General features: G+C 65.1%; 19 protein-coding genes and 1 riboswitch. Of the genes, 6 read left to right on the plus strand and 13 right to left on the minus strand.

Going from position 1 to position 20,336, the window contains the following annotated elements; genetic code table 11:
* Window positions 1-89: 89 nt before the first annotated feature.
* Window positions 90-263: a DUF1328 domain-containing protein gene (locus NCS03_RS18105; RefSeq protein WP_008353131.1), complete on the minus strand. Its 174-nt coding sequence runs from the start codon at window positions 261-263 to the stop codon at window positions 90-92.
* 161 nt (window positions 264-424) lie between these two features.
* Entirely contained in the window at window positions 425-1,582 is a 1,158-nt protein-coding gene (locus NCS03_RS18110) for an OpgC domain-containing protein (RefSeq protein ID WP_250529519.1), read from the minus strand.
* A gap of 268 nt (window positions 1,583-1,850) precedes the next feature.
* Between NCS03_RS18110 and NCS03_RS18115 the strand changes: the two genes are divergently transcribed.
* Both NCS03_RS18115 and NCS03_RS18120 read left to right on the plus strand, forming a co-directional pair.
* The gene (locus NCS03_RS18115; RefSeq protein ID WP_008353127.1) at window positions 1,851-2,591 is read left to right on the plus strand and encodes a TerC family protein; all 741 of its coding nucleotides are present in this window, start codon (window positions 1,851-1,853) and stop codon (window positions 2,589-2,591) included.
* Window positions 2,592-2,647: 56 nt separating this feature from the next.
* Window positions 2,648-3,856: a glycosyltransferase family 87 protein gene (locus tag NCS03_RS18120; RefSeq protein ID WP_250529520.1), complete on the plus strand. Its 1,209-nt coding sequence runs from the start codon at window positions 2,648-2,650 to the stop codon at window positions 3,854-3,856.
* A 6-nt stretch (window positions 3,857-3,862) separates the two neighbouring features.
* Here the strand turns inward: NCS03_RS18120 and NCS03_RS18125 are convergent, their stop codons facing one another.
* From NCS03_RS18125 to cbiE, 5 genes are read right to left on the minus strand one after another with little or no spacing between them, the layout of a single operon-like run.
* Window positions 3,863-4,270 (minus strand): DUF4186 domain-containing protein, encoded by a 408-nt coding sequence (locus NCS03_RS18125; RefSeq protein ID WP_008353123.1) that lies wholly within the window; start codon window positions 4,268-4,270, stop codon window positions 3,863-3,865.
* A gap of 4 nt (window positions 4,271-4,274) precedes the next feature.
* Complete coding sequence (gene cobM, locus NCS03_RS18130) at window positions 4,275-5,003, minus strand: precorrin-4 C(11)-methyltransferase (RefSeq protein ID WP_175979431.1); 729 nt, start codon at window positions 5,001-5,003, stop codon at window positions 4,275-4,277.
* Window positions 5,000-5,731: a cobalt-precorrin-6A reductase gene (locus NCS03_RS18135; protein WP_250529521.1), complete on the minus strand. Its 732-nt coding sequence runs from the start codon at window positions 5,729-5,731 to the stop codon at window positions 5,000-5,002. The genes cobM and NCS03_RS18135 overlap by 4 nt, the downstream gene beginning before the upstream one ends.
* Entirely contained in the window at window positions 5,728-6,825 is a 1,098-nt protein-coding gene (locus NCS03_RS18140; protein ID WP_175979433.1) for a cobalt-precorrin-5B (C(1))-methyltransferase, read from the minus strand. Before NCS03_RS18140 ends, NCS03_RS18135 begins: the two co-directional genes overlap by 4 nt.
* A 6-nt stretch (window positions 6,826-6,831) precedes the next feature.
* Window positions 6,832-8,043, minus strand: coding sequence for a precorrin-6y C5,15-methyltransferase (decarboxylating) subunit CbiE (gene cbiE / locus NCS03_RS18145; protein ID WP_175979434.1), 1,212 nt, complete (start codon window positions 8,041-8,043; stop codon window positions 6,832-6,834).
* Window positions 8,044-8,119: 76 nt separating this feature from the next.
* Window positions 8,120-8,308, plus strand: a riboswitch (cobalamin riboswitch).
* Window positions 8,309-8,372: 64 nt separating this feature from the next.
* Between cbiE and cobG the strand changes: the two genes are divergently transcribed.
* The 4 genes from cobG to cobJ are packed head-to-tail and all read left to right on the plus strand — an operon-like array spanning window position 8,373 to window position 12,625.
* A complete protein-coding gene (gene cobG, locus NCS03_RS18150; RefSeq protein ID WP_250529522.1) occupies window positions 8,373-9,641 on the plus strand; it encodes a precorrin-3B synthase in 1,269 nt (422 codons plus the stop codon).
* Window positions 9,634-10,260: a precorrin-8X methylmutase gene (locus NCS03_RS18155; RefSeq protein WP_008353117.1), complete on the plus strand. Its 627-nt coding sequence runs from the start codon at window positions 9,634-9,636 to the stop codon at window positions 10,258-10,260. Before cobG ends, NCS03_RS18155 begins: the two co-directional genes overlap by 8 nt.
* Window positions 10,257-10,985 carry a precorrin-2 C(20)-methyltransferase gene (locus tag NCS03_RS18160; protein WP_250435921.1) on the plus strand — a complete coding sequence of 243 codons (729 nt, stop codon included), beginning with the start codon at window positions 10,257-10,259 and terminating at the stop codon, window positions 10,983-10,985. The genes NCS03_RS18155 and NCS03_RS18160 overlap by 4 nt, the downstream gene beginning before the upstream one ends.
* On the plus strand, window positions 10,973-12,625 hold the full coding sequence (cobJ, locus tag NCS03_RS18165; protein WP_250529523.1) for a precorrin-3B C(17)-methyltransferase: 1,653 nt from the start codon (window positions 10,973-10,975) through the stop codon (window positions 12,623-12,625). Before NCS03_RS18160 ends, cobJ begins: the two co-directional genes overlap by 13 nt.
* 14 nt (window positions 12,626-12,639) lie before the next feature.
* Here the strand turns inward: cobJ and NCS03_RS18170 are convergent, their stop codons facing one another.
* The 6 genes from NCS03_RS18170 to cobW form a co-directional block, all read right to left on the minus strand.
* Window positions 12,640-13,095, minus strand: coding sequence for a type VI secretion system amidase immunity protein Tai4 (locus NCS03_RS18170; protein WP_250529524.1), 456 nt, complete (start codon window positions 13,093-13,095; stop codon window positions 12,640-12,642).
* The gene (locus NCS03_RS18175; protein ID WP_250529525.1) at window positions 13,092-13,592 is read right to left on the minus strand and encodes a type VI secretion system amidase effector protein Tae4; all 501 of its coding nucleotides are present in this window, start codon (window positions 13,590-13,592) and stop codon (window positions 13,092-13,094) included. Before NCS03_RS18175 ends, NCS03_RS18170 begins: the two co-directional genes overlap by 4 nt.
* A 145-nt stretch (window positions 13,593-13,737) precedes the next feature.
* Window positions 13,738-14,307, minus strand: coding sequence for a vWA domain-containing protein (locus NCS03_RS18180; protein ID WP_250435925.1), 570 nt, complete (start codon window positions 14,305-14,307; stop codon window positions 13,738-13,740).
* Between the two features lie 119 nt (window positions 14,308-14,426).
* Window positions 14,427-15,434: a magnesium chelatase ATPase subunit I gene (locus tag NCS03_RS18185; protein ID WP_250529526.1), complete on the minus strand. Its 1,008-nt coding sequence runs from the start codon at window positions 15,432-15,434 to the stop codon at window positions 14,427-14,429.
* Complete coding sequence (gene cobN, locus NCS03_RS18190) at window positions 15,431-19,207, minus strand: cobaltochelatase subunit CobN (protein WP_250529527.1); 3,777 nt, start codon at window positions 19,205-19,207, stop codon at window positions 15,431-15,433. Before cobN ends, NCS03_RS18185 begins: the two co-directional genes overlap by 4 nt.
* A gap of 5 nt (window positions 19,208-19,212) precedes the next feature.
* Window positions 19,213-20,298, minus strand: coding sequence for a cobalamin biosynthesis protein CobW (gene cobW, locus NCS03_RS18195; RefSeq protein WP_250456835.1), 1,086 nt, complete (start codon window positions 20,296-20,298; stop codon window positions 19,213-19,215).
* Between the last annotated feature and the right edge of the window lie 38 nt (window positions 20,299-20,336).

Raw genomic sequence — 20,336 nt, forward strand, 5'->3', positions numbered from 1 at the left:
TGAATGTCTTCTCGGGGCAATGTAACACCGTCGCCGCACGCGGGTCGATGCGAGGAACCACGCGGTACGGCGCCCGGCGCTTTCCCGCGCTACAGCACGAGCGAGCCCGCCGAAATCGCGACGACGAGGAATATGACGAACAGAATCAGGAAGATGAAGAAGCAGATCTTCGCGATGCCCGCCGCACCCGACGATACGCGCGTGAAGCCGAAGAATCCGGCGACGACAGAAATGATCGCGAAAAGAATGGCGAGCTTGAGCATGGCAGATCCGATTTTTGTGTTGTGTTCGGTGACTGTTTGCAAGACCTGTGCCTCGGTTCTTCGCGGGCGGTGCTTATCGGAGTCGGCGGCAAAATCAGACGGTTAGTTGCAATGAAAGCGCGATAAAAAAGCGGGCAGTTCGACTGCCCGCTTCGAAGAGATCACCGTATGCCGCGCGCCCGATTGTCGGCTGCGGCGACCGTCGCGGGTGCGGCGGCGGCCGTCCCCGGGACAGGCTGACGGGTGCCGAGCCAGTTCGAGATCCGCTGATGCACATGCGGCACGGCAAGCAGCGCGCCGATCGCGATGGCGTCGGCGGCGAGTCCGGCAGGCACGTTGATGAGGCCATCGGTCAACGTGAACAGGATCGAATCGACGACGAGCGAAATCACCGTTCCCGCTACGAATGACACCATGCCCGCGCGTCCCAATGCGCCGACCCACGGCAGGCGCGTCGCCACCGCCTTGACGACGCCGTAGCGCGCCAGATTCGCCGCGATCCACGCGATGGCGAGGAAATTCACGACGCGCGGACCAGCAAGGTCGCGCTTGAAGGCGCTGTCCAGCACCGGCGGCAGCACGAGCAGCTTGTAGTACGCCATGCCGGCGATCAGCGCCACGGCGCCCGCGCTCACGATCCAGCCGAAGCGGTTCGCGCTCACGCGTTGATAGATCGGCTGGCAGCGCGCCAGCACGCCGAGCACGAACATCAACTGCCAGGCGGCGGGATTGAAGTCCCACAGATTGTCGTCGACGGACGGCATGAATTCGCCGATCTGCGCCGCGAACGCCCACAACGCGAGGCTTAGACCGAGCAGCAGCCAAGGCTTGCTGCGCGCGAGCGGCAGCATGAGCGGCACGGCGAGTGCGAAGAGCGCGTACATCGGCAGGACGGCCGAGAGATAAGGCTGGCGCTCGAATGTGAGAATTTCCGCGATCGAGGAAACCGGCTGCGACATCAGCGTGTCCAGATCATGCAGCGCGAGATTCGGCGCGTGGCCAAAAAAGGGCCGCAGCAGGAACGAAGCGACGAGCATCAGCGCCGCCGTGACGAGAAACGCGCGATAAAGCTCGAACGCGCGTTTCACGAAGCGCCTGCGCGCCGCGCTTTCGGAGCGGCGCTCCGCGAGCGACGCGTAGGCCGTCGCCGTGGCGAAGCCGCCGAGGAACACGAAGACTTCGGCGGCGTCATTGAGCGCGAAGGCATGCAGCGTGAAACGCGACACCATGCTGCCGCCGATATGATCGACGACGATGATCAGCAGTACCAGTCCCCGGAAGAAGTCCAGCTCGACGAGACGTTTTGATTTTTGCTGCATGCGGCTTGCTCAGTGTCCTTGCGGCGACAGTTAAACACGGCCGCGGACACGCGGCGCGAAAGCATTGGAGTTTACCCGTATTTGCGGCAGTGCATCACGCGAACAAATGCAAATAAGCGTTTCAAATCCGATATTTGTCGGTTTGAACAACATCTCGCGTCGAGGATTGTCACCGGCTGGTTTCGATCAGGCGCAAGCTTTCAAGTTCATTTCATTTTTCCCGCCGAACAGGCTAATATCTCGCCCTCATCTCGAACGCTCCCGAACCATGGACTATCTCGTTGCCCTTCTCGCCGATCCCGCCGCCTGGGCCGCACTCGCGACGCTCGTCGTCATGGAAGTCGTGCTCGGCATCGACAACCTGATCTTCATTTCGATCCTGACCAACAAGCTGCCCGCGGCGCACCGCGAACGCACGCAGCGCATCGGCATCGCGCTCGCGCTCGTGATGCGGCTCGGCCTGCTCGGCACGGTCGCGCTGATCGTCCGCCTCACCACGCCGATCTTCGAAGCGTTCGGGCACGGCTTTTCCTGGCGCGACCTGATTCTCATCGCGGGCGGCGTGTTTCTCGTCTGGAAGGCGACGACGGAAATCCGCCACCACGTCACGCACGACGCCGACGAACACGCCGGCCCCGCGTCGGGCAAGAGCCTGACGCCGCTGTCGGCGATCGGCCAGATCCTGCTGCTCGATCTCGTGTTCTCCATCGACAGCATCGTGACGGCGGTCGGCATGACCGAGCACATTCCGATCATGTTCGTCGCGGTGATCGCCGCCGTCACCGTGATGCTGTTCGCGGCCGGTCCGCTGTCGCGCTTCATCGAGCGCAATCCGACGATCGTCATGCTCGCGCTCGGCTTCCTGCTCGTGATCGGGATGACGCTGATCGCCGAAGGCTTCGGAACACACGTGCCGAAGGGCTACATCTATGCGGCGATGGCGTTCTCGGCGCTGGTCGAGGGCCTGAACATGCTCGCGCGGCGCGCCAAGGGACGCGTTCGCGAGTAACGCGCGCGGGCGGACGTTCGCTAAAGTTTCGGCGCCATCCGGCCGATATCGGACGGATGAGCACCCAACCCGCTTCCATCGAACGCGCGCCCGGTCGGCGCTGGCTCAACGGCTCGCGCGTGAGCGCTTATTGCGCGACGATCCTCGTCGTGCTCCAGTGTTACGGGCTCGTTCTCGCCGTGCGCAGTGCCGTGGCGGAGAAAGGTCATCCGGCCGGCTGGGACTTTCTGACGTTCTGGTCGGCTGCGCGCCTCGCGCTCGCGGGGCATCCGCTCGACGCCTATTCGGCGGACGCGATCAAGCACGTCGCGCAGCAACTGGGGCCGCACATCATCCTGCCGGGGCCGTGGTTCTATCCGCCGAACTTTCTGCTGCTGGTGCAGCCGTTCGGCTTGCTGTCGGCGCCGCTTGCCTACGCGCTGTTCGCTTCGATTTCGTCGGTCGTCTTCGTGCTGCTGGCCCGCCGCGCGCTGCCGATCCCCGACATGATCATGTGGATCGTCGCGTTTCCCGGCCTCTGGCTCAACGCGGCCCAAGGACAGAATGCCGCGCTCACCGCGAGTCTCGCGCTCGCCGCATTTCTCTCGATGCCAAAACGGCCGATGCTCGCGGGCGTCTTCATCGGCCTGCTTTCGATCAAGCCGCATCTGGCCATCCTGTTTCCGCTCGCGCTGGCGTGCGCGGGCATGTGGACGACCTTCATCGCCGCCGCGCTGACGACGATCCTGTTCACCACGGTTTCGGTCGCCGTCTTCGGCCTCGACATCCTGCCGGTCTTTCTCCACGGACTGCACGATGCCAACGGTTTCACCGCGAGCGGCAGTCTTCCTTGGTTCCAGATGGCGAGCCTCTTCGCGAGCCTGCGCATGGCGCACGTCGCGACCGGTCCCGCCTATGTCGCGCAGGCGTGTCAGGCGACCGTGGCGATCTGCGCCGTCGCGTGGGTATGGCGCAATGCGAAAGGACTGGAAGTTCGCGCGACGGCGCTCGTCGCCGCGACGTTCATGATCAGCCCCTACATCTATAACTACGACGGCGTGTGGCTCGGCATCCCGCTGGCACTCATCGCCGCGCGCGCGCTGCGCGACGGATGGCTGCGCGGCGAGCCCGCGATCCTGTTTTTCGCGTGGATCTATCCGCAGTTGGGAAATCAGTTGGCCAAGGACTGCGGCGTAGGTGTAGGACCGCTGGTTTTCGCGTTGCTGATTTTCGTGGCGGTGCGGCGCGCGCGTCTCGAAGCCGCGGGCGCCGATCCGTCGCGTTAAAGCGCGTCAGAAAGGCAGTTCGCGCTGCGGATTGTCGGGCGCGGGCTGGTTCGACGCCGCCGGCAGCGGTTGCGCGCGCAGCCAGCGTTCGATGGCATCGACGACATGTTGGCGCTCGGCGTCGTCGAGCGCTTTTCCCGCCGCGATGCCGTGCCATTTCGCGAGACACGAGCGGCAGCACGTCGCCGTCGCGTGCTGCGCGATGAAGACAGGATGCCCGCGAAACGGTGTCTGCTTGCCGTCGTTCAGCGGCGCTTGCGGCGCAAGCCGCTTGCCGATCAGCTCATGCGCCTGCGCGACGACCGTGTCGACGCCCTTCTCCCTTAAAACTTTCCCCTCACGCACGCCGAGCGCGAAACGGCGTCGGAATGCCGATTTCGCGAGCGCATCGAAGACGGCGTCGAGGTCGCGCATCGCGTCATCGATCCTTCGCGTAGAGCGTGGACTCCGCGAAGCCGTCGGCGGCCAGCACGCGTCCGACGAGAATCATCGCCGTGCGTTCCATGCCCGCCTCGCGCACTTTCGGCGCGATGTTCGCGAGCGTCCCTTCGACGCGCGTCTCGTCCGGCCAGCTCGCGCGAAACACGACCGCGACGGGACAGTCCGCGCCGTAATGCGGCACGAGCTCCGCGACGATGCGCTCGATATGCCGCACGCCCAGATGAATCGCGAGCGTCGCGCGATGACGCGCGAGATCGGCGAGGCTCTCGCCTTCGGGCATCGACGTCTTCGTCGCGTAGCGCGTGAAGATCACGGTCTGCGAGATGCCGGGCAGCGTCAGTTCGCGCTTCAGCGCCGCCGCCGATGCCGCCGTCGCCGTGACACCCGGCACCACTTCGTAGGGAATCGCGAGCGCGTCGAGCCGGCGAATCTGCTCGCCGATCGCGCCGTACAGCGACGGATCGCCCGAATGCACGCGCGCCACGTCGTGCCCGTTCGCGTGCGCTTCCTGCAGGAGCGCGACGATCGCGTCGAGATCGAGCTCGGCCGTGTCGATGCATTTCAGCGCGCGATGTCCGTCGAGGACTTGCGTCGGCACGAGCGAGCCGGCGTAGAGAATCACGGGACATGCGCGGATCAGCCGCTGCCCCTTTACTGTGATGAGTTCGGGATCGCCCGGTCCGGCGCCGATGAAATAAACGGTCATGGTCTGGTGAGCCAGTGTTGAAGCGCGTCGCGGGCGCTGGCGGCGTCGTCGAAAATACGGTCGGCGTCGGGAAGCGCGGGCCGCGTGAGCATGACGACGGCGATACCGCGTTCCCGCGCGACCGCGAGCTTCGCCTCGGTCGCCCGCCCGCCGCTGTTCTTGCTGACGACGACATCGATACGCGCCGCGTCGAACAAGGCGCGCTCGCCGGCGAGATCGAACGGACCGCGCGCATCGACAATGCTCGCGCGCGCGTTGCCCGGATGCGCGTCGAGACAGCGAATCGTCCAGTGCTGCGACGCGGGAATGTCGCGCAGATGCGCGAGCGCCTCGCGCCCGAGCGTGAAAAGCGGCCGATGAAACGGCGCGATGCATTCGACGATCTCGCGCCAGTCCGACGCCTCGCGCCAGTCGTCGCCCGCCTGCGGCTGCCATGCGGGACGGCGCACCGCCCAGAGCGGCACGTCGGCGAGCGCGCAGGCATCGAACGCGTGGCGGCTCATCTGCGCGGCATAGGGATGCGTCGCATCGACGACGAGCGTGATGTGCTCGTCGCGCAGATATCGCACGAGCCCGTCGATGCCGCCGAAACCGCCGACGCGCACCGTGCACGCCAGATCGCCCGGCACGCGCCCGAGGCCCGCGAGACTGTAGACGTGCGTCGCAGGAAGCGCACGCGCGATCGCGAGCGCATCGCCGGTGCCGCCGAGCAGCAGCACGCGCGTCATGCCGCGCTCCCGACGATATTGCCCTGCCGGTCGATCGCGAAGGTCTCGACTTCGATGCCTGGCGGCAGCGCGTCGAGCGCGACATCGCGCGCGCGTCGGCAGACGATATCGCCGAGCGCGATGCCTTCGGCGCGTGCGAGCTTGAGCGCTTCCTGACTCGTGTTGGCCGCGCGCATCGACGCCAGCAGTTCGGCGTTCGCGCCCGCATCGGCGGCCCAGACGGCGAGCAGCGGCAAGTCGATGCTCGAACTGCGGCTGTGCAGATCCATATGCCCCGCCGCGAGCTTGGACAGCTTGCCGAAGCCGCCGCACAGGCTCAGCTTGTCGACGCTCGCGCGGCGCAAATGCTTGAGCACCGCGCCCACGAAATCGCCCATTTCGATCAATGCGATGTCGGGCAGGCCGTAGCGCGCGCGCATCGCGTCCTCGCTCTGGTTGCCGGTGCACGCGGCGATATGCCGATACCCGTTCGCCCGCGCCACATCGATGCCCTGATGAATCGACGCGATGTACGCCGAGCACGAAAACGGTCTGACGATGCCGGTCGTGCCGAGTATCGACAATCCGCCGACGATGCCGAGACGCGGATTCATCGTCTTCTGCGCGAGGGCTTCGCCGTTCTCCACGCCGATGGTCACGTCGAAACCGCCGCGATAGCCGACGCTTTTTGCGAGCGCGTCGAGATGCTCGGTCATCATCTTGCGCGGCATCGGATTGATCGCCGGTTCGCCGACGGCGAGCGCGAGGCCCGCGCGCGTCACCGTGCCGACGCCCGCGCCCGCATGAAAACGCACGCCCGGTTCCTCCGACAGTCGCACGCGCGCGAACACGAGCGCACCGTGCGTGACGTCGGGATCGTCGCCCGCATCCTTGATGACGCCGGCTTCGGCGGCGGCGCTTTCATCGGGTAAACGGCGGCAGAACGAAAGCATCATCGTCACGCGCTGGCCCTTCGGCAGGACGATCTCCGCGCGCTCGCTCGTCTCGCCGAGCAGCAAGAGGCGCGCGGCCGCGAGACTCGTCGCGGTCGCGCAGCTTCCTGTCGTGTAGCCGCTGCGCAGCGGCGCGGCTTTCTCCGGCGTCTCTTCACGCATGACGCATCACGGTTTGCTCGCGTGCAGGACGGTGATCGGCAGCGCCTGACGCCACGTGTCGAAGCTGCCGAGCGGTTCCGCCTGCGCGACGCCGATGCGCGTCAGCTCGCCGCCGTGCCGCGCGCGCCATTCGACGAGCGCCGCCTCGCTTTGCAGCGTCACCGCATTGGCGACGAGCCGCCCCCCCTGACGCAGACGCGCCCAGCACGCATCGAGCAGGCCCGGCACCGTCAATCCACCGCCGATGAACACCGCGTCCGGCGCGGGAAGGCCGTCGAGCGCGGCGGGCGCTTCGCCTCTGACGAGTTGCAGCGCGGGCACGCCGAGCGCATCGCGGTTGTATTCGATGAGACGCTGACGGCTCTCGTTCGCTTCGATCGCGATCGCCCGACACGCGCCGTGCGCGCGCATCCATTCGATGCCGATCGAGCCGCAGCCCGCGCCGACGTCCCACAGCAGTTCGCCGGGCTGCGGCGCGAGGCGCGCGAGCGTCACGGCGCGCACGTCGCGCTTCGTCAACTGGCCGTCGTGGCGGTAGGCGTCGTCGGCGAGACCGGGCGTGAGCGGCGGCCCGGCGTGGCCGGCGTGCGTCCGGCACTCGATCGCGATGAGATTGAGCGCGGCAACGACGGGCTCGCGCCAGTCGTCGGCACGCTCGTCGATGCGGCGTTCGTCGCTGCCGCCGAGATGCTCGAAGACGGTCATGCGGCTCGCGCCGAAACCATGCGCGGTCAGAAGCGTGGCGACGGCGGCGGGCGTCGTGCCGTCCGCGCTCAGCACGATGAGGCGCACGCCGCGATGCAGATTCGCGAGCAGCGACGCCGCCGGCCGCCCGACGAGCGATACGCAGACGGCGTCTTGGAGCGCCCAGCACAGGCGCGCCGCCGCGAGCGACAGCGACGACGGCGCGGGAATGACGCGCATTTCGCCGTTGGCGACTTCGCGCGCGAGCGTCGCGCCGACGCCGAAGCACATCGGATCGCCGCTCGCGAGCACGCAGATGCGCGTCTTGCCGTCGCCGCGGTCGGCGAGCACGGCATCGAGCGAAAAGGGTTTCGGCCACGGCATGCGGCGCGCGGCGATGCGATCCGGCAGCAACGCGAGATGACGTTCGCCGCCGTGGATCGACTGGGCGTCGAGAAGCGCGCGACGCGCGGCGCGGGAAAGTCCGTGCCAGCCGTCTTCGCCGATGCCCACCACGGTCAGCCAGTTCGACATGCGCGGTCTCCTTGCAGCGATTCCGATCGCGTTCCCGGATACATGCCGGAAGCGCTCGGAGGGTCGATAAAAGCGGGCATAATACAGGTCCGTCGGCGCCCGGGGTCGTGAGACCGAGGGCTTAAAAGGGAACACAGCAAAACTGTGGCTGCCCCCGCAATTGTACGCAGCGAGTCCGCGCTCCACTGCCACTGGTTTTTACCGGGAAGGCCGGCGCGAATGTCGACCTGCCAGCCAAGAGACCTGCCGACCCAACGCATTCGCGCGACGCCGACCGGGCGGGGTGTACCGGTTCGCTCATCACGCGCGAAGCCCAACGGGTCACGCTTTTGAATTCTTTCGACCGCTCATCGCTCAACGCAACGCCGCGTGCTTCCGCATGCCCGGGCCTGATGCGCATCGTGCCCGCGCGCGATGGCGGCCTTGCGCGTCTGCGTCTCGCGGGCGGCGTGTTGAGCACGCGGGCGGCGCGGGCCGTCGCGCGTGCGGCTCGCGAGTGCGGCTCGGGCGTGATCGAAGTGACCAATCGCGCGAATCTGCAACTGCGCGGCATTCGCGACGATGCCCACGCCGCGCTCGTCGTCTGCGCCCTCGACGCGGGCCTCGGCCCGTCGACGGCGGGCGCAGACGACATCCGCAACGTAATGCTGAGCCCGCTCGCGGACGACGGCACGCGCGCGCTCGCCGCGCGGATCGTCGATGCGATGCAGGCCGATGCGTCGCTGCATGCGCTGTCGCCGAAATTCGCGCTCCAGCTCGACGCCGGCGAGCGCCTCGCGATGCTCGATCATCCGCACGATGTTTGGCTTTCCGCCATCGAGGATGGCGCGCGCTTCGCATTCGGCCTCGCCGGAACGATGCGCGATCCGGCGCTCGGCGCGATCTCGCGCGACGATCTCGTGATGTTCGTCCTGAACGTGTTGCGCAGCTTTCTCGCGCTGGCGACGCCTGAAGAACATCGCATGCGCGATCTGCTTGCGCGTATCGGCGTTGCGCGCTTTCTCGACGCCTTGCGTTTCGACGCCGATATCGCGACATGGACACGCGCACCCGCCGATGCATCGCTGCGTCTCGGCGCGCACGAGGAGCCGCATCGCGCGACGTGGTACGCGGGTGCGCAAACGCCGCTGGGCCGTCTCGATGCGACGACGCTCGAAGCGCTCGCCAATCTCGCCGACGCACACGGCGCAAGCCGCCTGACGATGACGCCGTGGCAAAGCGTGCTGATTCCCGACCTCGCGGCGCATTCAGCGCATGACGTGCTGCAAGGGCTGCACGCGCTCGGCCTTGCAACCGGCGCGCACGAACCGCTCGCGCGCCTCATCGCGTGCGCGGGTTCGGAAGGCTGCGCAAAGAGCCGTGCCGACACCAAAGCCGATGCTCACCGGCTCGCCGCGCTCCTGCCTTCGGATGACGGGACGCAGGTGCATCTGAGCGGCTGCGAGCGTTCGTGCGCGGCGGCGCATCCGGTTCCGGTCACGCTCTACGCAGTCGCGCCCGGACGATACGACTTACATCGCGACGCACGAGCCGTCGCGCGCAATCTGACCATCGAAGAGGCGGCCGAACGGCTCGCCCGGAGCCATGCCGATGCTTGACTACATCCGCGACGGCGCGGAGATTTATCGTCAGTCCTTTGCGACGATCCGCGCCGAAGCCGACCTCGCCGCCATTCCCGCCGATCTGGAGAAGCTCGCCGTGCGGCTGATCCATGCGTGCGGCATGGTGGATATCGTGAGCGATCTGCGCTTCTCGCCCGGCGCGGGCAGCATCGGAAGAAAGGCGCTTGCAGCAGGCGCGCCGATCCTGTGCGATGCGCGCATGGTCGCCGAGGGCATCACGCGCGCGCGCTTGCCCGCCGACAACCGCGTGATCTGCACCTTGAGCGATCCCTCGATTCCCGAGCGCGCCCGCGCGATGCGCAACACGCGCTCGGCCGCCGCGCTCGAACTATGGCGTGCGCAACTCGAAGGCGCGATCGTCGCGATAGGCAACGCGCCGACCGCGCTCTTCCATCTGCTCGACATGATCGATGCCGGCGCGCCGAAGCCCGCGCTCATTCTCGGCTTTCCGGTCGGTTTCATCGGCGCGGCGGAATCGAAAGCGATGCTCGCCGCCGATAGCCGCGGCGTGCCCTTCGTCGCGCTGCTCGGCCGGCGCGGGGGCAGCGCGATGGCAGCGGCCGCAGTGAACGCACTTGCTTCGGAGGCCGAATGATGCGCGGACGTCTCTTTGGATTAGGCGTCGGCCCGGGCGATCCGGAGCTGATCACCGTGAAGGCGCTGCGGCTTTTGAAGACCGCGCCGGTGGTCGCGTATTTCGTCGCAAAGGGCAAGAAGGGTAATGCGTTCGGCATCATCGAATCGCATCTCGACGATACGCAGATGCGCCTGCCGCTCGTCTATCCGGTGACGACCGAAGCGCTCGAACCGCCGCTCTGCTACGAGACGATCATCAGCGCGTTCTACGACGAAGCCGCGCTCACGATATCCGGTCATCTCGAATCCGGCCGCGATGTCGCCGTGATCTGCGAGGGCGATCCGTTTTTCTACGGCTCGTACATGTATCTGCACGATCGTCTCGCAGCACGCTTCGATGCAGAGGTCGTGCCGGGCGTGTGCTCGATGCTCGGCGGCGTGGCCGTGCTCGGCGTGCCGCTCGTGTATCGCAATCAGAGTCTGTCGGTGCTGTCGGGCGTGCTGCCTGAAGACGATCTGAAGCGCCGTCTCGAAGCAGCCGATGCGGCCGTCATCATGAAGCTCGGCCGCAACTTCGAGAAAGTGCGGCGCGTGCTGGGCGAACTCGGCCTCGACGATCGCGCGTTGTATGTCGAGCGCGCGACGATGGCCAACCAGCGCATCGTGCCGCTCGATGAAGTCGATCCGATGGCATCGCCGTATTTCTCGCTGCTCGTCGTGCCGGGGAAAAAATGGCGTGCATGAAGGCTTCCATGCCGATGGCGATCGTCGTGCTCGGCGCGGGCGCGCTCGATACCGCGCGTCGCATTCAGGCGCGCTTTCCGCAATCGCGCGTGCATGGACTGGCGAGCCGCGTGAGCGCGGACATCGCGTATGACGACTTCGGCGCGCACGTGCGTGGTCTGTATGCGTCGGGCGCGGCGATCGTCGCGCTGTGTTCCGCGGGCATCGTGATTCGCGCGCTTGCATCCTGTCTCGCCGACAAAGGCAACGAACCGCCCGTGCTCGCCATCGCGCAGGATGGCAGCGCCATCGTGCCGCTGCTCGGCGGCATGAGCGGCGTGAATGTGCTTGCGCGCGAGATCGGCGAGGCCTTGCAAGTCGCGCCCGCGATCACGACGAGCGGCGAATTGCGCTTCGGGAAATGTCTGCTGGCGCCGCCCGAAGGTTATGCACTTGCGGATATCGAGCAAGGCAAGCGTTTCGTGTCCGACCTGCTGGCGGGCGCGACGACGCGCATCGAAGGCCACGCGCCCTGGCTCGACGATGCCGCGCTGCCTCGCAACGACGATGCGCGTCTTGCCGTTCGCATCACGCCGCTTGCCACGCGCGATGAAAACAGCCTCGTGATTCATCCGCGTTGCGTGCTTGCGTGGATCGAAGATATTTCACACGACGATGACCTCGCCGAACGCGTGCGAGCTGCCTTGAACGAACGTGGTCTCGCACCGCTTGCGCTCGCGGCGTTGACCGCGCCCGCTCGCTACATGGCTTCGCGTCCGCTCGAAGATGCGGCGCGTGCGCTCGATGTGCCGTTGCGCTTCTGCGATGCCCCGCCATTCGCTCGCAACGATGCGCGAGGCGTTGCGCTGCACGTCAGCGATACGCCGATCGATGCGGGATCGATCGGCCGTGCGCGCGGCACGCTGACGGTGATCGGCCTTGGTCCCGGCAAGGCGGAACTGATGACGCCCGCCGCAAGAAGCGCGCTTCACGACGCACAAGACGTGCTCGGTTACGAGACGTATGTGCGTATGGCGGGACCGTTTCGCGACGACCAGCGCGTGCACGTCACCGACAATCGCGAGGAACTGCAGCGCGCGCGACACGCGTTCGAACTCGCGAGTGAAGGCCGACGCGTGATCGTGGTGTCATCGGGCGATCCCGGCGTGTTCGCGATGGCCGCAGCGGTGCTCGAAGCACTCGACGAAGGACGCGCCACGCATCCCGAATGGAATGCGGTGAAGCTTCGGATCGTGCCGGGCGTGTCGGCCTCGCTCGCGACGGCCGCGCGCGCGGGTGCGCCGCTCGGCCATGACTTCTGCGTGTTGTCGTTGTCGGATAACTTGAAGCCGTGGAGCGTGATCGAGAAGCGCATCGCGCATGCAGGCGAAGCGGATCTCGTGATGGCCTTCTATAACCCGCTGTCGAAGGCGCGGCCGTGGCAGTTCGATCGCGCGATCGACGTCGTGAAGCGATATCGGGACTCGGACACGCCGGTCGTGCTGGGAAGAGATATCGGACGTCCGGCGGAGGCTTTGCGCGTCATTGAGCTCGGTGAACTGAAGAGCGAGCTCGTCGACATGAGGACGATGGTCATCGTCGGATCATCGATGACGCGTGTCGTCGGGGATTGGGTTTATACGCCGCGGTGGTATGACTGAGGATGCGTCGAGAGTCAATGCTTGCCCGCTTTTGAACGCGAACGTACCGTCCAGTCAGGGTGCGCTACCCGTCGTTTGACCAGCCGCTCCAATTCCTTGCTGTGGTACAGGTCGAGGCACTTGAGAAAATCGAAGCGAATGTCCGCTCCCTTCGCTTCGGCCTCGACAAGCGGATTATAGTAATCGCGCCGTAGATACTTGCGCACTAGCGCCTCCACTTCCGCGGGACCTTTATCGAGGTCGTAATAAGTCCAGTCTCTCAGTGCGCTCGCGCTACTTCCGGCATCGACGGCTGCGTCGTTACTGCCTTTGTACGCTGTGGCGACGCATATGGCCAAAACCATGTCCTTGTAATTCTGGGCGTAGGTACGCGATGGCGCTTCCGGCGAGTTTTCGTTGGGGGGAATGGTCTGTCCGCTTGCCGTAGCGCACGCCAGCGCGAGAATCACCAGGCTGGTCCATCGCTTCATGACAGGCTCCAAAAATGCGCCTGGTCGGTCCTGTATCGAACCCCAGGTTCGTTGAAGTAACAACTGTCGTAGCAAACGATACCGTTGTACAAGGTGGCATGGCCTTGTGCGTCTCGCCATCCCGACGTTTCAAAGAGAATCACACCTTTTTTGCCTGCGAGCCTGCCGCCTCCCGAGGGCGGATATTCAATCGTTTCCGGCTTGCCCCAACGCTGTTTGAGAAATTCGATGAGGTCCACCACGCGAAAGAAGTAGCGTCGACGATCAGCGCCTGAAACCGTCTTCCCATCGATGGCTGGAATGGTCACGCCCGAGTGATTCAAGATATAGCTCATGCGAACCGCGCATGTGTTCTTCCACCTCGCTTCCGCACCCACCTCGTTGATGTTGGCGGCTACCTTCCCACCAATCACCGTCGCGACCTTCCCCTCGGAATTCGATGGATCGAAGATTTCCATGGATGCCGACCACGCGGCCGCAAAGCTTGGTCTGTACATTTGTTATCCTAATTATTCATAGCCAAACAACTCCGAAATATGCAGGCGATTATAAAGTCGATATCGCTCGCTGAATCGGCTGCAAGCCTGATCGCGCAAAATTCGGACAATCACCGTGGCAGTCGGCAATATTCGAATCAATTGCTCAACAATCCGAGATTCTTATCAGCGCATCCGCAAGCACATATCTCGCGCTCCACTCGCGCGCGAGCGCCTCGCCGCGCCCGACCCGAATCGCACCTTCCTCGAAATCGACGACGACGATCTCATCCGCTGCGTGAGGTGCTTGCGGTTGCTCGTTCGTTCGCCCGTCGGTGAGCACCCACAAGCAGCGCCGTTGCACTGGTCTGCGCCGAGCCGCTCTTTCGAGCACCGTTCCCGCGCTCGCCAGCCCAAGCGCGAGGGGCGTGCCGCCACCGCCGCCGATCGGCGCGACCCACCGCTCATTGAACCAATGCGCCGCGCCCGGCTGACGACGCACTTCCGCGCGTGCACCGCCGAAACATATCAGCGCAATCTCCGCCCGCTCACGATAAGCGCGATCGAACAGCGCGACGAGCATGCCCTTCGCGCGCGCAAGGCGCTCGCCGGCGAGCATCGAGCCGGAGCAATCGAGCAGAAAACAATGCAGCACCGCACCGTCGCCCTGCGTGCGCCGATATCGCAAATGCTCCGTAGCAAAACGCGCGGAACGCTTTGCGCGCAATGTCGCCATCCAGTCGATCGACGCGCTGACTTCGCCCTCGCGCGTCGCGCTGCGGCCTTTCGCGAACGCTTCGTTCCATCGAAGACGATGCCTTGTGTCGAAGGCATTCGCGTCGCGCCTTCGATGGTTCAGGCTTTTTTTGCGGCGAGCGGCCTCACTTGCTTGACCTTCGCGGTTCCCGTCGGCTCCGGCGGCATGTAGCCCCAATCCGCTTGGTTCGAGCCTGCATCGGGCGACGTCGACTCGCGGCCTGCCGGTTCGCGTGAAGGCGCTTCCCCTTCTCTTCGCCGATGCGTAAGCACCGCATCGGCGACGCGTTCGACGTGCGTGACGTTCACGCCCGCTGCTTCCTCCAACGCAGCCAGCGCTCGCGCCGCGCGCAGCATGACGATGTCCGCACGCAAGCCGTCGACATGCGCCTCGATGCAAAGCTCGCTCACGCGCGCATGAACCGCATCATCGAAATCGAATGACGACAATGCCGCGCGCGCCGCGTGAATGCGCGATTCCAGCGAAGCCTGCTCGTCGCGATGCCGCGCGCGAAACGAATCAGGATCGGCATCGAATGCAAGACGCGCCTTGACGATACGTTGCCGCACGAGCGCATCGAAGCAATTGTTCATCTCCACGGCAAGACCGAAACGATCGAGCAATTGCGGCCGCAACTCGCCCTCTTCCGGATTCATCGTGCCGATCAGCACGAAGCGCGCGTCGTGCCGATGCGAAATGCCATCGCGCTCGACGATGTTCACGCCGCTCGCCGCAACATCGAGCAACTGATCGACGAGCGGATTCGGCAGGAGATTCACTTCATCGACATACAGCACGCCCCGATGCGCCTTCGCAAGCAGGCCCGGAGAAAACTTCACACCGCCGTCGCGCAATGCGCTTTGGATGTCGAGCGTGCCGATCAACTGTTCCTCGCTCGCGCCGAGCGGCAAGGTCACGAGCTTCCCTTCGGGCAGCAACTCCGCGAGTGCGCGCGTCGCGGTGGATTTCGCGGTGCCGCGCGGCCCGCTCACGAGCACGCCGCCGATCGAAGGATCGACGGCCGCGAGCAAAAGCGCCTGCTGCAAGGGCGCCTGTGCGACGAGCGCCGAAAAAGGAAACACGGCAGATGTGATGGATTCGTTCAAGAATGTCGGCCTTCGATGTGCTGTTCGACATCGAGCAGATGCCGTTCGACCTGCTCGCGATAGCCAGCGGGTTGCTGCCACAGACCGCGTTGCATCGCTTCGAGCAGACGCTCGCAGATCGATTGCAACGCGTGCGGATTGTGCTGCGCAATGAACTCGCGCGTGTCGGCATCGTTCAGATAGGCATCGGTGACCAGCGCGTACTGATGATCCGACACGACGCGCGCGGTGGCGTCGTAGCCGAACAGGTAGTCGACGGTCGCCGCGAGTTCGGACGCGCCCTTGTAACCGTGCCGCTTCACGCCATCGATCCACTTCGGATTGACCACGCGTGAACGCACCACGCGCGCAATCTCTTCGTTCAGCGTGCGAACGCGCGGCGCAGCGGGATTGCTGTGATCGGCGTTATACGTCTGCGGCTGCACGCCCGACAGATAGCGCACGGCCGCGACCATGCCGCCCTGGAACTGGTGATAGTCGTTCGAATCGAGCAGATCGTGTTCGCGATTGTCCTGGTTCTGCACGACGACATCGAGCGTCGATAGCCGCGCGCCGAAGCTCGCGCGTGCTTCGACGCCATCGCCCGATTGCGAATACGCGTAGCCGCCCGCGCTTTGATACGCGGCGGAAAGATCCGCATCGGTCTGCCATTGCTTTGCGTCGATCAGTTCCTGCAGACCCGCGCCGTATGCGCCCGGCTTCGTGCTGAACACGCGCCAGCCCGCTCGACGCCGCGCTTCCTTTGCCTCGATGCCGCGCGCGATCAGCTCGTCGCGCTCACGAAGGATGCGCGCGCGGATCGGGTTGACATCGGCGGGCTCGTCGCCCAATTCGGCGACGGCCTGCACCGCCGCATCGAAGAGATGAATGAGATTCGCGAACGCATCGCGGAAGAAGCCCGATACGCGCAATGTCACGTCGATGCGCGGCCGGTTGAAGATCGAGATCGGCAGAATCTCGAAGTCGGTCACGCGATGACTGCCCGCCGCCCACTTGGGCCGCACGCCGATCAACGCGAATGCCTGCGCGATATCGTCGCCGCCGGTCCGCATCGTCGCCGTGCCCCACACCGACAAGCCGATTGCCCGCGGAAAATCGCCGTGATCCTGCACATGGCGTTCGACCAATGCGTTCGCCGACTTTACGCCGAGCGACCATGCGGCCTGCGTCGGCAATGCGCGCGTATCGACGGAATAGAAGTTGCGGCCGGTGGGCAGCACGTCCGGTCTGCCGCGCGAAGGCGAGCCGCTCGGACCCGGCGGCACGAAACGGCCTTCGAGACCTCGCTTCAGTTGCGTCAGCTCTTGCGGGCCGCACGCATCGAGCCGCGCGAGCACATCGCCACGCAGACGTTCGAGCACGAGCGATGCACGCGGTCCGGGCGCGGCTGCGTCAGCATCGGACAATAGTTGCATCGCTAACGATTCGAGGCGCTCGCGCGTATCGCCTTGATGACGCCACGGCGCTTCGCTCACATCGGCAAGTGCTTGCGGACGCGGGCCGGTCCACGGCGCGGCCCAGTCCGCATCGAGCGGATCGAAGATATCGGGCAATTGCAGATCCCGTGCGATCGCGACGATCAGGCTCGCGTTCGCGCCCTGGCCGTCGCCGATCGGAAAGCGGCCGAGCGCGAGCAGCGTGTCGCGTCGTTGCACGCCTTGCGGCGAGACACCGAATACATGCAGGCCGTCGCGAATCTGCGCTTCCTTCAGTTCGCAGAGATAGGCATCGGCGCGCGTGAGCAACGCGTCTTCACCCACGGTATCGCGTGGCGCATCCAGCCCGAGTTCCTCGTGCAGCCGGTTCTCGACGATGTTCGCGAGAATCGTCTTGCGCAGCAGCTTCGCGCGGCGCACATCGACCATCAACGCTTCGTAGTATTCGTCGACCTGACGCTCGAGATCCTGCAATGGCCCATAGTTCTCGGCGCGCGTGAGCGGCGGCATCAGATGATCGATGATCACGGCCTGCGCGCGGCGCTTCGCCTGACTGCCTTCGCCCGGATCGTTGACGATGAACGGATAGAGATGCGGCATCGGTCCGAGAATCGCATCCGGCCAGCACGATGACGACAACGCGACGCTCTTTCCCGGCAGCCATTCGAGATTGCCGTGCTTGCCGACATGCACGAGCGCATCCGCCTGAAAGCGCAGACGCAGCCAGAAGTAGAACGCGAGATAGGAATGCGGCGGCACGAGTTCGGCATCGTGATAGCTCGCGTAATCGTTGCGCTGCCGCGAACGCGAAGGCTGAATGCCGATGAACACTTCCCCGCAGCGATAGCCCGCGATCATGAAACGGCCGCGTCTGATCGTCGGGTCGTCTTCGGGTGCGCCCCAGGTTTTTTCGAGCGCGGCGCGCGCATCGGCGGGCAGTGTGCGATACGCGTCGAGATAGTCATCGAGCGAAAGACTCTGCAACGCAGGGCGCATATCGCGGACGACGGGATCGTTGGTTACGCCTTCCGTCAACGCGGCGATGAGCGCATCGCCGTTCGGCGGCATCGTGCCGACGCGATAGCCTTCTCGCGCGAGCATCGACAGAATGTTGATCGCGGATGCAGGCGTATCGAGTCCCACGCCATTGCCGATGCGCCCTTCGCTCGCCGGGTAGTTCGCCAGCACGAGCGCGATGCGCTTCTGCGCGTTCGGCGTATGACGCAGCTTGGACCAACGCCGGCTCAGTTCGGCGACGAAGCGCACGCGCTCCGCGTCGGCCTGATAGCGCACGACATCCACCTGCGTATGCTTGCAGTGATATGCGAGCCCCTTGAAACTCACGGCGCGCGTGATGATGCGGCCATCGACTTCGGGAAGCGCGACATGCATGGCGACGTCGCGCGAATTCAGGCCGTGATTGTCCTTCTGCCAGTCATCGCGATTGCCGCCGCTCAGGATGACTTGCAGCACGGGCGCATCGCCCGCGACTTCGAACGCTTCGTCCTCGCCGATCACGCTCGCCGCAAAAGCCGTCGTGTTCAATACGAGCGATGCGCGATGCTGCGCGCACAAACGCTCGACCACTTCGCGGCTCACGCTTTCCTTGAGCGACGAAATCGCGATCGGCAACGGATTCATGCCTTCTTTTTCGAGCGCTTCGATGAGCGCATCGAACACGGCCGTATTGCCCGATTGCAAATGCGCGCGGTAAAACAGAATCGCGGCGACGCTCGCGCCTCCGGTCCAGCGCGCCTGCCAGTCGTCGATGACCGCGATTTCGCGCTCGGGATGATAGATCGCGACGGCGGGCAGCGGACTCGGCGGCTGCGGCTCGCGCCCGAAGCCGAACGCGCGATGCGCGATCGCGCGTAGAAACTCCTCGGCATTGCGCGCGCCGCCTTCGCGCAGATAGCGCGACAGCTCGCGGCAAAACGCTGCATCGGCCGTGCTCTTGCCGATAAGATTCGGGTCCTCGGTGAGATCGCCCGAAAACATCGCGAGCATCTGCTTGCGCTCTTTCGCGAGCGCGACGAGCCGCTCGATGCCGTACGGCCAGTACGATTCGCCGCCGAGATGATCGACGATCACGACCTTCGCGTGACGCAATACATCGTCGACATAGAAATCGACCGATGCGGGCTGACGCAGAAACGATTGATTCGCGAGCCGCACGTCGGGAAAGCCGGGCTCGAGACGCGGAAACGCGCTCGCGAGCAACGCGAGCGTCGTATCGGCGGAGCTGAGCACGACGATCGGCGCGCTCGTCTGATCGATACGCATGACGCCCTGCGCGTCGTCGACGAAGCCTCCCGGCGTCGTGCGGAGCAGATGCATCGCGGTTACGCCTGCACGGGCGCGCTCGCGAGCGCGGCGTCGAACGCGCGTTGCAGCGTCGCGCGTTCGAGGTCTTCGCCGATCAGCACGAAGCGGCTTTGGGTCTTCGCTTCGCCCGCTTCCCAGCGGCGGTCGAAGTAACTGTCGAAGCGTCGTCCGACGCCTTGCACGACGAGCCGCATCGCCGCGCCCGGCAACGCAGCGAAACCCTTCACGCGATAGATCGTGTGCTGCTCGACGAGCGCATGCAGCGCGGCCAGCGCCTGCTCGCGCGATTCGACGTTGCCATGCACGACGACCGAATCGAACTCGTCATGATGATGATCGGCGTGGCCTGCTTCATCGGGCGAACCGTGATGATCGTGCCGCAAATGAATCGTCTCTTCCGATGCGGATTCGAGACCGAGCAATGTATGCACATCGAGCCTGCCCATCTGCGCGGGCACGATCTTCACTTCGGGCGGAATCTCGGGCCGCACGAGCGCTTCGACCTTTCGCAGGGCTTCATCATCCATGAGATCGGTCTTGTTGACGATGACGAGATCGGCAGACGAAAGCTGGTCCTCGAACAATTCATGCAGCGGCGATTCGTGATCGAGATTGGGATCGGCCTTGCGTTGCGCATCGACGGCGACGGGATTCGCCGCGAACTGACCGCTCGCGGCAGCGGGTCCATCGACCACGGTCACGACGGCATCGACGGTGAATGCGTTCTTGATCGACGGCCAGTTGAACGCCTGCACGAGCGGCTTCGGCAAAGCGAGACCGGACGTTTCGATCAGCACGTGATCGATGCTCTCGCGCCGCTCGACGAGTTGTTCCATGACCGGATAGAACTCTTCCTGCACGGTGCAGCAGAGACAACCGTTCGCGAGCTCGTACAGATTGCGGTCTTTGGAGCCGGCTTCATCGTCGCAACCGATGCCGCAACCCTTCAAAATCTCCCCGTCGATGCCGAGCTCGCCGAACTCGTTGACGATCACCGCGATGCGCTGGCCTTGCGCATTGGAGAGGATATGCCGCATCAGTGTGGTCTTGCCGCTGCCGAGAAAGCCGGTCACGACCGTGACGGGAATCTTGCGGGTTTGCATCGTCGCTCCGTGGCTTCGGTTGCATGCGCTTCATGTCG

Origin of the sequence: Caballeronia sp. ATUFL_F1_KS4A, from assembly GCF_023630905.1 — a bacterium.
Classification (GTDB): Bacteria; Pseudomonadota; Gammaproteobacteria; order Burkholderiales; family Burkholderiaceae; genus Caballeronia; species Caballeronia zhejiangensis.